A 12,070-nucleotide genomic window follows, 5' to 3' on the forward strand; every position below is an offset into this window, starting at 1 on the left:
TCCGGGTTCGCGCTTCGCGCGCCCCGGAATGATCAGGCGAACATGGCCGGCCTGAACCGGCGCCAGGCGCCGATGATCATCACGGCGAAGAACACCAGCACGATGCCCTGTATCGCCGCAAACACCGGCCCCGCCGGCGGGTTCGGCGGCACCGCCGGCGCCAGTGCCTGCAGCGCAGGGATCTTGAGGAAGCTCTGGATCACCAGCACGAAGACGTTGAGATAGAGCGAGACCATCGCGGTCACGATATAGACCGGGCGCCAGGCGCCCCTGAGCTGCATCGCATACAGCGCGATGCAGGCGATCGCGAGCAGCACCAGCGAGAGGCCGCCGATGATGTGCGACGGCAGCAGCTTCTCCGTCACCAGCGGCGGGATCACGAAGCCGGTGGCGCTGGTCAGGATCGTGAGGATGAGGAAGATCGAGGTCAGGCCGGGCATCGAGCGCGAGCCGAGCAGGCCGAACATCACGATCACACCGGCGACAATGGCAATCAGGCTGATAATGACATGCACAAGCACGATCGTCGACATGTGGCGCACTCCCCGTTGAGAACCCGCACCACGTTACGATGCGTCCTTGAAAATTGCTACATGGTTCGATGGCAGGATGGCCGACATCGCATGAAAATAATGCCGGCGCTTGCTGAAAAATTTCGCGCCGGTGTCACGCACCGCAGCACGTGGTCGTCGTGAGACGTTGAATCAATAGTAGCGCGGGATCGGTCCGTTGTGCGGCGTCCTGCGTTTCGACAGGTCGAACAGCACTTCGTCGACATAGCACCAGCCCCAGCCTTCCGGCGGATCGTAGCCCTCGATCACGGGGTGGCCGGTGGCGTGGAAGTGCGCCGTTGCATGGCGGTTCGGCGAATCGTCGCAGCAGCCGACATGGCCGCAGCTGCGGCAGATCCGCAGATGCAGCCAGCGGCTGCCGCTCTTCAGGCATTCCTCGCAGCCGAGCGCGCTCGGCGTGACGTCCTGGATGCCGGCGAGATGGGTGCAGCCTTTTGACATTGTGACCTCTTGCTTGTGCGTCTTTTTTAACCCGTCATCCTGAGGAGCGCGGAACGCGCGTCTCGAAGGATGAATCGGCCACAGGCGGGGCCGTCGATCCTTCGAGACGCCGCTTCGCGGCTCCTCAGAGGGTGTGAATCTTTGTTCGGGATGAGGGTTGAGTTTTCCTACGCGGAGTGATTCCTGCAGCTGTACTATCCGAGAGGTGCAGCGATGCCTGGCGACGAACTGTTTGCCGATCTTCCGGTACAGAAAGCTGAGCGGGAGAGCGATCCGGGGCAGCCGCGGATGCGGGAACCGGTACGCGATCAGATCGAGCTTCGGGCAGTCGATCTGGAGGCGCTGGTAGCCGCCGATCATCCAGTCCGGGTGATCTGGGCTTACGTCGAGAAGCTTGATCTGGGCGAGCTTGAAGAGGCGATTAGAGCTCGAACCCACACGGCGGGACAGGCCCCGGCGAGCCCGCGGCTTTTACTGGCACTGTGGCTTTATGCGACGAGCGAGGGGGTTGGCAGCGCGCGAGCGCTGGCCAGGCTGTGTGAGAGCCACGACGTCTATCGGTGGCTCTGCGGCGGGGTGAGTGTGAACTATCACGGCCTTGCCGACTTCCGCACGGCGCATCCGGAGCTTCTGGATCGGCTGTTGAGCGAAAACATCGCCAGCCTGTCGGTGGCCGAGATCATCGACCTCGATGAGGTGGCGCAGGACGGAGTGCGGGTACGTGCCTCGGCTGGGAGCAAGTCGTTCCGCCGCCGCAGGAAGCTTCACAAGGAGTTGCGCAAGGCGCAACGATTGATCCGACAGCTGAAGGACGAAGCAGCCGACGATCCGCAAGCCAGCAGCCGGCGGATCGCTGCGGCCAACGAACGGGCCCTGCGTGAACGCGAGCAGCGCGTGGCGGCAGCGCTGAAAAAGCTGGCCGAGATCGAGGCGGAACGCGAACGGCGCAGCAAGACCAACAAGAAGGAGGTCGAGAAGCAGAAGGAGCCGCGCGCCTCCACCACCGACCCCGATGCCCGCGTCATGAAAATGGCCGATGGCGGCTTCCGCCCCGCCTACAATTGCCAGCTCTCGACCGTCGCCGGTGGCCAGATCGTGATCATCCCGGACGTCAAAACCGTCGGCTCCGACCGCGGCTTGGCCCGGCCGATGCTGGAGGAGATCAACCGCCGCCATGGCCGATGGCCGAAGCGGTTGCTGATCGACGGCGGCTTCAACAAGAATGAGGATACCGAGTGGGCGGCTGACCGCGGCATCAAGGTCTACGGGCCGCCTTCACGCAGCAAGCACCAGCGCGACCCATATGAGCCACGCGACAACGATGGGCCCGGCGTCGCCGCCTGGCGAGCCCGCATGAAGAGCCCACGTGGCAAGTCGATCTACAAGCGTCGAGCCCAGGCGGAGTGTATCAACGCTCGCTTCCGCAACTGGGGCCTGCAGCAGTTCACCGTACGCGGCCTCAAAAAGGTCCAGACGGTCCTGCGCTGGTTCGCACTCACCAACAACATCCTGGCCGGCCACCGCCTGCTCCAGGCTGCAGCTTGAAGCCTGGCCATCAAATCGTCAAAGCCCAATCCCGCTTTTGCCGCAGCTGCTAACTTCAAATAGGGTCACAGCCTCTCAGGATGACGGGACTCTCTGCATTCGTCGCATCGACTATCAACTACAACGACGGACTCCCGGCATCGGCGAGATAGCCATGCAGGGCAGCAACCACCTGCGCGCCTTCGCCGATCGCGCCGCCGACGCGCTTGACCGATCCGGAGCGGACGTCGCCGACCGCGAACACGCCGGGCACCGTAGTCTCGAGCAGCGGCACGGCGCGCGCGCCCTCACCGTTCTGCATGCCGGTCTTCACGAAGCCGCCGCGGTCGACCTGCACCCCGCAGCCCTCGAGCCAGCCGGTCGCCGGATCGGCGCCGACGAACAAAAAGAGATTGCCGATATCCATCGTGAACTCGTCGGGTGCGAGCCGGCTGCGCCAGCGCACGCGCTCCAGGGTCTCCGCGCCTTCGAGCCCGACCACCTCGGTGTTGAACATCAATTCGATGTTCGGCGTCGCCTCGATGCGCTCGATCAGATAGCGCGACATGCTGGAGCCGAGCCCGCCGCCGCGGATCATCATGTTGACCCTGCGGGCATGCGCCGACAGGTACACCGCCGCCTGGCCCGCGGAGTTGCCGCCGCCGACCAGCACGACCTCCTGCTGGGCGCAGAGCCGCGCCTCGATCGGCGAGGCCCAGTACCAGACGCCGCGGCCCTCATAGGCCTCGAGATTGTCGATCACCGGCCGGCGATAGCGCGCGCCGCTTGCGACCACCACCGATCTCGCGCGCAGCTTATGCCCGCAGGCAGTATCGAGTGCGAACGCACCTGACGCCTTCGAGCAGTCGAGCGATTTGATCGAGACCGGGATCAGCATCTCGGCGCCGAATTTCTGCGCCTGGTTGAAGGCCCGCCCGGCCAGCGCCTGGCCGGAGATGCCGGTCGGGAAGCCCAGATAGTTTTCGATCCGCATGCTGGCGCCGGCCTGGCCGCCGAAGGCGCGGGAATCGAACACCGCGACCGACAGGCCTTCGGAAGCCGCATAGACCGCGGTGGCGAGCCCGGCGGGGCCGCTGCCGACCACGGCGACGTCGTAGAGCTTGTCCTGCGTATTGTTGCCGATCATGCCGAGCGCCATCGCCAGCGCAATCTCGGAGGGATTGCGCAGCACCGTGCCGTTGGGACAGACCACCAGCGGCATCTCGGCGCGCGTCGGCGAATAGCGCGCGATGAGATCTGCGGCATCGGTGTCGGCCTCGGGATCGAGCACGTGATGCGGCTGGCCGTTGCGCGTCAGGAAATTCTGCAGCGGCGCCATGTTGCCGACCGACGCCGAGCCGATCAGCACCGGCCCGCCGGCGCCGCCCTGGATCAGGCTGACGCGGCGCAGGATCAGCGCGCGCATGATGCGCTCGCCGAGGTCGGCCTCGGCGACCAAAAGCGCACGCAGCCGGTCGGGCGGCAGCAGCAAGGTCTCGACGATACCGTCGGCATGGCCGTCGACCAGCGCGGGGCGGCCGGAGAGCTGGCCGATCTCGGCCAAAAACTGCCCCGGCCCCTGGTCGATGATCGGCGTGACACGGCCGAGGCCGTCGCGCTGGGTGATCGACACGCTGCCCGACAGCACAACGAACATGCCGGGACCGGGCTTGCCGGTCTCGAACAGCGCCTCGCCGTCCTTGTACGAGCGCGGCTCGCCGAAGCGGCGCATCCGCTCGATCTCATGCGCGGTCAGGGTCGGAAAGGTCTGCTCATGGCGCGGGAAGGCGGTGGCGGTTGCGTTGAGCCGGTTGATTGTCGTGTCTTCTACTATAGCCATGTCGGCGACCCGCTTCTCTTTGCACCACACCTGCGAGCCGGGTTAGCGGCCAGGCTCGCTTCCGCCGTCGTCGTCCGGGCCGTCATCTAGCGAGACATGGGCTGGTTCGGAAGCCACATCCTCGCGACCGCGCGCCTGCGATTTCCGCCGCTTCAGATTTTCGCGCAGCGCCAGCTTGAGACGATCCTGTCGTGAATCCTTCACGCGGGCCCCGGCCGGCCCGCCGCCTCTGTCCCGATCGCCTGTCATTTCAAAACTCTCGAACCGCCGACGCCCTGCACGTGGCGAGCATAGACAATGGCCGCAGCCCGCGCACCCTGCCCGGTCGGCCAGTTGCACGCGACGGCATGATTCGCTGACTTGGCGGATCGGGAGCCTTCCGGCAGGATTAGGGAACCGATTCCGGCCGAAAACGGCCCGATTGGACGCATTCGCCGCCGCGGAACGCCAATTCGGCCGATTTCACCGGCAAGAGGGGCGCTGTTTCGCTTGCGCGAAAGGGAGGCCTGTGGCAAGAACCGCCCGCTTGGACGGGCCCTTGGGGCCGATTCAATTTTTCCCGGGCATGCTGCCGTAGCTCAGTGGTAGAGCACTCCATTGGTAATGGAGAGGTCGACAGTTCAATCCTGTCTGGCAGCACCAGGATCTTTCGCAACAACGATCGCCGCGATGAGCACGCGCCCCGCCGCGTCAGCCGGATCAATGCGCGAGCAACAACCCTGCTCCGCCGATCATCAGCACGATATAGAACGCGAACACGCTGCCGACCCATGTCCAATCGATCTGTCCGTGCTCGGGGCTGAGGCTTTCGATGATGCCGTGCATGATGGATTCCCTTCAGGCGCGATGAACTCAGGTTGAAGTGCCGTCGCACTTTGGCTTCTTGTTTGAGCATGATCTTTTCGGAAAACCGCTTCGCACTTTTCCGGATCATGCTCTAGAAGTCGCATGCGCGGCGTATAGCCTGCATCCCGAGCACGTCATGTGACTCACTTCACATTTTGCCATCGCGGAGCGGACCTAAGAGTGACCGGCCCAGAACTGAGGAAATTGCGCGAACATCTCGGCGAGGCGATCGGCCGCAAGCTGACGGTGGCCGACATGGCGAAGCTGTGCGGGTTGACGGGCGCCGGCGGCGCCGAGAAGCTGCGCAGGTGGGAAGTCACCGGCCCGCCGGCGAAGGTCGCCGGGCTGCTGCGCGTGCTGGCGATGGCGAGCGAGCACTATCCGATCCTGGAGAAGTTCGACGTGTTCGATCGCCACGACGTGCCGGTCAAGGACCGTGCCGCGCGCCGCGAGGCATTCCGCGAGCAGATGCGCGACGACGTGCGCAAGCGGCTCGCCTAGCCGACAGGCCGGTTAACTCTACTGCGTCAGAACGCCATGTCCCCTCATCCTGAGGAGCCCGCAGAGCGGGCGTCTCGAAGGATGTAGGCCACAGAACGGGCCTCATGGTTCGAGACGCGCTTCGCGCTCCTCACCATGAGGGTCTTGTGACGCCTGTCGCGCGCGGCGCGTTAAGCCTTCCTTCATCCCGGCTTAAGGGTTCGTTAGGCACAAGAAAACGTTTAAGCGCAAACGGTGCGACTTAGCGTTCCGAGCAGCGTTCCGGTGACAGCATTTTATTCAAATGCGGTCTAACGCATCGCTCATGGATGGCGCCATTCACGCTGCGCCTCATGACTTGTCCGGAGACTGCCCCCATGAAGAAGTTCCTGCTCGCAACCGCAGCCGCAGTTGCTGCCGTCGCCGCCTTTGGCGCGACCGCCCAGGCCGCCGACCTCGGCTCCCGCGGCTATTACCAGCAGGCGCCCGCGCCCGTTTACGCCGCGCCGCTCTACAACTGGACCGGCTTCTATCTCGGCGGCCATCTCGGCGGCGTGTTCTCGCAGAACAACAATTTCAACGGCCTCGCGCTGTCCGACTCCGATGCCCGCTTCATGGGCGGCGTGCAGGGCGGCTACGACTGGCAGCTGTCGCCGATGTGGGTGATCGGCCTCGAAGGCCAGTACTCCTGGCTCAGCGGCCACCAGCTCAACGCGATCTTCCCGGGCGGCTATGTCTACAACAACAACCAGCGCGGCATCGGCTCGATCACCGGCCGCGTCGGCTACACCTGGGGCCCGGGCCTGATCTATGTGAAGGGCGGCTACGCCTACTCCGACAACAACGAAACGGTAACGCTCGGCGGCGCGCCGGTCGGCTTCGCGCTCACCGACAATCACAGCAACGGCTGGACCATCGGCGGCGGCGTCGAGTACATGTTCGCGCCGAACTGGTCGGCCAAGGTCGAGTACCAGTACTACGACTTCGGCGACAGCCGCTTCACCGCGCCCAGCGCGCTGGTGCCGGTCGGCAGCTTCCACAATGACGAGCACACGGTGAAGGCTGGCCTCAACTACCGCTTCAATCTCGGCAACCTCGGCGGCCCCGCCTACGGCCGCTATTGAGGTGAATCTATCCTCGTCATTGCGAGGAGCTCGCGACAAAATTGCAAAGCCAATTTTGCGCTGAAGCGACGAAGCAATCCACGTCTGGACTTGCTGCGCGATGGATTGCTTCGCTGCGCTCGCAATGACGGACCGGATGGAATCACGGCTTGGAAGCCGACACCACAACCAAGAGTGGAAAGGCCGGCTCACGCCGGCCTTTTTTGCGTCCGGTCGCGTGCACCGATTCCGCACAGCGAACCATGACAGCGCGGCAAGTCGTGAAAAATCCGGCAGATCGCCACAATTTTCCCGATTTTGTTAACCCGCCGCACCGATACTCCCGCGCCGGGGAAACATCCAAGAGTAGTGCTCAGGGGGACACGGGGGCAATGGCGTTTCGGTTCAAGCTCGGCAAACCAAATCTCAAGCGTATCCGCCTGCCGCAGATGGGCGTCAGGGGCAGCCTGTTCGCGGCCTTCGCGGTGATCGCGGGCATGGCGCTCGTGATCAGCGCAGGCGCCGGCATCGTGCTGCATCAGCTCGGCGGCACCATGAGCGATCTCTCCGGCCGCGACATTCCGCGGCTTGCCGCGAGCCTGCAACTGTCGGCGCAGAGCGCCTCGCTCGCAGCCCAGGGTCCCGGCCTGCTCGCCGTGCAGAGCGAGGACGCGCTGAACGACCGCACCAAGAAGGTGCAGGAGGTCGCGCAGCAGACCAATGCCAAGCTCGGCGAGATCATCGAGCTCGGCGCCGACAAATCCGTCGTCAGCGCGCTGCAGGAGAACGTCAAGAACACCGACGAGGCCACCAAGAGCCTGATCTCGGCGGCACGCGAGCGGCTCGAGGTCGGCGCGCTGCGCGACAAGCAGTATAATGCGTTGCGCAAGGCGCAGGCCGCCTTCGTCTCCGCCGCGAGCCCGGCGATGCTCGACGCGCAGACCCGGCTCAACGCGATCCTCGCGGCGGCCGAAGTTTCCGCCGACGACGCCACCGAGGCGGCCCGCACCGTCGGCCAGATCAGCAACGTGCTCGCCGCCGGCAATCTGATGGCCGCGGACATGACCGCGGCGCTGTCGGCGAATTCCAGCGAGACGCTCGATGCGATCGAGGCCGAGTTCAAGAAGGGCCGCGAGCGCGTCAAGTCCAACCTCGAAGACCTGCCGAACAATCCGGCGATCGTCGCCGTGCGCGACACCGCCACGAAGCTGCTCGTGCTCGGCGAAGGCAAGACCGGCGTGTTCAAGATCCGCCAGAAGGAGCTCGACTCGATCGACTACGGCCAGACCATTTTGGAAGAGACCCGCAAGCTCAATGTCGGGCTCGGCATCAGCGTCCAGCAGCTGGTCGACGCCGTGCAGAAGGAGACCGATGCGTCGACCTTCCAGGCGCGGCAGCAGATCTCGCTCGCGACCACGGTCATGATCGGCCTCGGCGCACTGACGCTGGTCGGCTCGTTCCTGTTCGTCTGGCTCTATGTCGGGCGCAACATCCTGCGCCGCATCCGCGGTTTGCAGCGCTCGATGCAGTTGCTGTCGGACGGCGACCTCGACACCGAGATCCCGCAGAGCCGCCAGCGCGACGAGATCACTGTCATGGCCGACGCGCTGCAGGTGTTCCGCGAGAGCATGATCGAGAGCCGCGAGCTCGCCGAGAACCAGAACAAGGACCGCAGCGCCAAGGCGGAGCGCGCCTCGCGCATGGAGACCCAGATCGTCGCGTTCGAGTCCAACGTCCGCAGCGCGCTCGGCAGCCTGCAGACCGCGGCGAACTCGATGCAGTCGACCGCGCAGAGCATGTCGGCGACCGCCGACCAGTCGAGCGCCTTGGTCAACGCGGTGGCCTCCGCCGCCGAGGAGACCTCGGTCAACGTGCAGACGGTGTCGGCCGGCACCGAGGAACTGTCGTCGTCGATCCAGGAGATCGGCCGCCAGGTCGTCACCTCGGCGGAGATCGCCCGCAAGGCAGTGGAGGAGGCCAGCGCCACCGACTCAACGATGCAGGGGCTTGCCGACAACGCCGCGCGCATCAGCGTCGTGGTCGATCTGATCCAGACCATCGCCTCGCAGACCAATCTCCTGGCGCTCAACGCCACCATCGAGGCGGCGCGCGCCGGCGAGGCCGGCCGCGGCTTTGCGGTGGTCGCCTCCGAGGTCAAGAACCTCGCGAGCCAGACCGCGAAGGCGACCGAGGAAATCCGCCAGCAGATCGTCAGCATGCAGGAGGTGACGACGACGGCCGTCTCCGCGATCCGCAACATCTCGAGCACGATCGGCGAGATCAACGACGTCACCACCGCGATCGCCGCCGCCGTCGAGGAGCAGGGCGCGGCGACCCGCGAGATCGCCCGCAACATCCAGCATGCGGCGGGCGGCACCAGCGAGGTGTCGAGCAACATCGTCGGCGTCTCGACCGCCTCGGCCGAGGCCGGCACTGCTGCCGGCGAGGTGCTGAGCGCCTCCGACGCGCTGCGCCGCGAGGCCGACGTGCTGCGCTCCGAGATCGACGGCTTCCTGTCGAACATCCGCGCGGCGTAACTCCGATATTCCGTAGCCCGGATGGAGCGCAGCGAAATCCGGGGCCGCGCGTCGTGGACCGGCTGCCCCGGATTGCGCTTCGCTTCATCCGGGCTACGGGAATGGGTCAATTCTCCGGACGACTATCTGATTTTTCGGCTGGCGCGGCGGCCCGTGTGCCGCTAAGCCCGTAGCATGGACAAGAAGACCGACCCCGTGCACTCCTCGGCGGAGGCACTGCGATACCCCTGGGAAAATCATCCCGGCCACGACCAGGTCGTGGAGGTGGCCCCCGGCGTGCTGTGGGCGCGGCTGAAGCTGCCGTTCCGCCTCAACCATGTGAACATCTACCTGCTCGCCGACGGCGACGGCTGGACCATGGTGGATGCCGGCTTCGGCAATGAGGAATCGATCGCGGCCTGGACCACGCTGTTCGAGGGACCGCTGACGCACGTCAGGGTCAAGCGGCTGATCGTGACGCATTCGCACCCCGACCATGTCGGTCTCGCCGGCTGGATCACCGAGCGCTTCGACTGCCCGCTGTTCATGTCGCAGGTGGAATATCTGCAATCGGTCTATCACCAGAACCGCGGCACCGAGGAGCGGCGCAATGCGCAGCGGCTGTTCTTCCGCCGCCACGGCATGGACGAGGACCTGACCGAGAAACTGCTCGGCCGCGGCCAGGACTACCTGAAGCGCGTGTCGGTGCTGCCGCCGTCCTATCACCGCCTCACCCATGGCGACGAGGTCGTGATCGGCACGCGGCGCTTCAAGGTGATCACCGGCGGCGGACACGCGCTCGACCAGGTGATGCTGTATTGCGCCGCCGACAAGCTGTTCCTGTCCGCCGATCAGGTGCTGAGCAAGATCTCGCCCAATGTCAGCGTCTGGGCGGTCGAGCCCGAGCAGAACTCGCTCGGCGAATATCTGGCCTCGCTGGCGAGCCTGACCACCACCCTGCCCTACGACGTGATGGTGCTGCCCGGCCACGGCGTGCCGTTCTACGGGCTGAAGACCCGGATCAAGCAGCTCGCCGATCACCATGAGGAGCGCTGCCGGCTGATCGCCGAGGCCTGCCGCGAGGTGCCGCAGACCTCCAAGGAACTGGTGCCCGTGGTGTTCCACAAGCATGTGCTGGACGAGCACCAGATGGGCTTTGCGGCCGGCGAACTGGTCGCCCATGTCAACTACATGCTGGTCGAGGGCCGTCTGACGGCCGAAATGCACGACGACGGCATGCTGCGCTTCAGGACGACCTGAGCCGGGCCGGGGCGGCGGCGTCCCGGTCGATTTGAGCAAAACAGACCGAACGGAGCCAACTAGGGCAATTTGCCCAACTGCAACGCATGCCCAGATGTGGGCCAATGCATGGACATTAGAGCTGGAAAAGCTCTAAGAAGATGCAGTTTCTTCCGGTCAGGTTCCGCTTTCTGGGTTTGCCGATGGATTACAGCCAGTTCTTCAATACCGCCCTCAACCGCCTGCATGACGAGCGGCGCTATCGGGTGTTCGCCGACCTCGAGCGGATCGCGGGACGCTTCCCGCACGCGACCTGGCATTCGCCGAAAGGCAGCCGCAACGTCGTGATCTGGTGCTCCAACGACTATCTCGGCATGGGCCAGCACCCCAAGGTGGTCGGCGCCATGGTCGAGACCGCGACCCGGGTCGGCACCGGCGCCGGCGGCACCCGCAACATCGCGGGCACCCATCATCCGCTGGTGCAGCTCGAGGCCGAGCTCGCCGACCTCCACGGCAAGGAAGCCTCGCTGCTGTTCACCTCGGGCTATGTCTCGAACCAGACCGGCATCTCGACGCTCGCCAAGCTCATTCCGAATTGCCTGATCCTGTCGGACGCGCTGAACCACAATTCGATGATCGAAGGCGTGCGCCAGGCCGGCTGCGACCGCCAGATCTTCCGCCACAACGACACAGCCCATCTCGAAGAGCTCCTGATCGCCGCCGGTCCCGACCGGCCGAAGCTGATCGTCTGCGAGAGCCTCTATTCGATGGACGGCGACGTCGCGCCGCTCGGCAAGATCTGCGATCTCGCCGAGACATACGGCGCCATGACCTATCTCGACGAAGTGCATGCGGTCGGCATGTACGGCCCGCGCGGCGGCGGCATCGCCGAGCGCGACGGCGTGATGCACCGGATCGATATCGTCGAAGGCACGCTGGCCAAGGCGTTCGGCTGCCTCGGCGGCTATATCGCCGGCAAGGCCGAGGTGATCGACGCGGTGCGCTCCTATGCGCCGGGCTTCATCTTCACGACCGCGCTGCCGCCGGCGATCTGCTCGGCCGCGACCGCCGCGATCCGCCACCTGAAGACCTCGAACTGGGAGCGCGAGCGCCACCAGGACCGCGCCGCCCGCACCAAGGCGATCCTGACCGCCGCCGGCCTGCCCGTGATGTCGAGCGACACCCATATCGTGCCGCTGTTCGTCGGCGATCCCGAGAAGTGCAAGCGCGCCTCCGACCTGCTGCTCGAGGACCACGGCATCTACATCCAGCCGATCAACTATCCGACGGTCGCCAAGGGCACCGAGCGGCTGCGCATCACGCCCTCGCCCTACCATGACGACGGCCTGATCGACGCGCTGGCCGAGGCCCTGCTCCAGGTCTGGGACCGGCTCGGCCTGCCCCTGCACCGGAAGCCGCTGGCCGCCGAGTAACCCTATCCGCTTCAAGCTGCGAATTTGGGCCGGCCGTGCATCGCGCGGCCGGCCTTTGCGTTATAATCCTGACATC

General features: G+C 65.4%; 10 protein-coding genes and 1 tRNA gene. 7 read left to right on the forward strand and 4 right to left on the reverse strand.

Translation table 11 applies throughout. The annotated features are described in order from the left end of the window. Positions 1-32: 32 nt before the first annotated feature. Entirely contained in the window at positions 33-533 is a 501-nt protein-coding gene (locus ACVILL_RS08400; RefSeq protein ID WP_456728640.1) for a hypothetical protein, read from the reverse strand. Positions 534-704: 171 nt separating this feature from the next. Beyond that, positions 705-1,013, reverse strand: coding sequence for a UBP-type zinc finger domain-containing protein (locus ACVILL_RS08405; RefSeq protein WP_456728641.1), 309 nt, complete (start codon positions 1,011-1,013; stop codon positions 705-707). Between the two features lie 213 nt (positions 1,014-1,226). Between ACVILL_RS08405 and ACVILL_RS08410 the strand changes: the two genes are divergently transcribed. Then, positions 1,227-2,558, forward strand: a complete 1,332-nt coding sequence (locus tag ACVILL_RS08410; RefSeq protein WP_456728556.1) for an IS1182 family transposase — start codon at positions 1,227-1,229, stop codon at positions 2,556-2,558. A 118-nt stretch (positions 2,559-2,676) separates the two neighbouring features. Here ACVILL_RS08410 and ACVILL_RS08415 read toward each other — a convergent pair whose 3' ends face one another. Further along, positions 2,677-4,377, reverse strand: coding sequence for an FAD-dependent oxidoreductase (locus ACVILL_RS08415; RefSeq protein ID WP_456728642.1), 1,701 nt, complete (start codon positions 4,375-4,377; stop codon positions 2,677-2,679). 567 nt (positions 4,378-4,944) lie between these two features. On the opposite strand from ACVILL_RS08415, the gene ACVILL_RS08420 reads away from it, so the two are divergent. Continuing rightward, a tRNA-Thr gene (locus ACVILL_RS08420) sits at positions 4,945-5,019 on the forward strand. A 57-nt stretch (positions 5,020-5,076) separates the two neighbouring features. Here the strand turns inward: ACVILL_RS08420 and ACVILL_RS08425 are convergent. Continuing rightward, entirely contained in the window at positions 5,077-5,202 is a 126-nt protein-coding gene (locus ACVILL_RS08425) for a hypothetical protein (protein WP_456728643.1), read from the reverse strand. Positions 5,203-5,403: 201 nt separating this feature from the next. Between ACVILL_RS08425 and ACVILL_RS08430 the strand changes: the two genes are divergently transcribed. From ACVILL_RS08430 to hemA, 5 genes are all read left to right on the forward strand, one after another. After that, a complete protein-coding gene (locus tag ACVILL_RS08430; protein WP_456728644.1) occupies positions 5,404-5,724 on the forward strand; it encodes a hypothetical protein in 321 nt (106 codons plus the stop codon). 356 nt (positions 5,725-6,080) lie between these two features. Further along, positions 6,081-6,827 carry an outer membrane protein gene (locus ACVILL_RS08435; RefSeq protein ID WP_456728645.1) on the forward strand — a complete coding sequence of 249 codons (747 nt, stop codon included), beginning with the start codon at positions 6,081-6,083 and terminating at the stop codon, positions 6,825-6,827. 371 nt (positions 6,828-7,198) lie between these two features. After that, positions 7,199-9,343 carry a methyl-accepting chemotaxis protein gene (locus ACVILL_RS08440; protein WP_456728646.1) on the forward strand — a complete coding sequence of 715 codons (2,145 nt, stop codon included), beginning with the start codon at positions 7,199-7,201 and terminating at the stop codon, positions 9,341-9,343. A 174-nt stretch (positions 9,344-9,517) separates the two neighbouring features. Beyond that, entirely contained in the window at positions 9,518-10,582 is a 1,065-nt protein-coding gene (locus ACVILL_RS08445) for an MBL fold metallo-hydrolase (protein ID WP_456728647.1), read from the forward strand. Positions 10,583-10,764: 182 nt separating this feature from the next. Continuing rightward, a complete protein-coding gene (gene hemA / locus ACVILL_RS08450; protein ID WP_456734209.1) occupies positions 10,765-11,994 on the forward strand; it encodes a 5-aminolevulinate synthase in 1,230 nt (409 codons plus the stop codon). Positions 11,995-12,070 lie beyond the last annotated feature (76 nt).

The organism is Bradyrhizobium sp. USDA 3364 (assembly GCF_054056355.1).

Excerpts from the sequence above, each read along its gene's own strand:
- ACVILL_RS08415 (WP_456728642.1), bottom strand. The coding sequence starts at position 4,377 with ATGGCTATAGTAGAAGACACGACAATCAACCGGCTCAACGCAACCGCC.
- ACVILL_RS08445 (WP_456728647.1), top strand. The coding sequence starts at position 9,518 with ATGGACAAGAAGACCGACCCCGTGCACTCCTCGGCGGAGGCACTGCGA.
- hemA (WP_456734209.1), top strand. The coding sequence starts at position 10,765 with ATGGATTACAGCCAGTTCTTCAATACCGCCCTCAACCGCCTGCATGAC.
- ACVILL_RS08410 (WP_456728556.1), top strand. The coding sequence starts at position 1,227 with ATGCCTGGCGACGAACTGTTTGCCGATCTTCCGGTACAGAAAGCTGAG.
- ACVILL_RS08440 (WP_456728646.1), top strand. The coding sequence starts at position 7,199 with ATGGCGTTTCGGTTCAAGCTCGGCAAACCAAATCTCAAGCGTATCCGC.
- ACVILL_RS08435 (WP_456728645.1), top strand. The coding sequence starts at position 6,081 with ATGAAGAAGTTCCTGCTCGCAACCGCAGCCGCAGTTGCTGCCGTCGCC.
- ACVILL_RS08400 (WP_456728640.1), bottom strand. The coding sequence starts at position 533 with ATGTCGACGATCGTGCTTGTGCATGTCATTATCAGCCTGATTGCCATT.
- ACVILL_RS08405 (WP_456728641.1), bottom strand. The coding sequence starts at position 1,013 with ATGTCAAAAGGCTGCACCCATCTCGCCGGCATCCAGGACGTCACGCCG.
- ACVILL_RS08425 (WP_456728643.1), bottom strand. The coding sequence starts at position 5,202 with ATGCACGGCATCATCGAAAGCCTCAGCCCCGAGCACGGACAGATCGAT.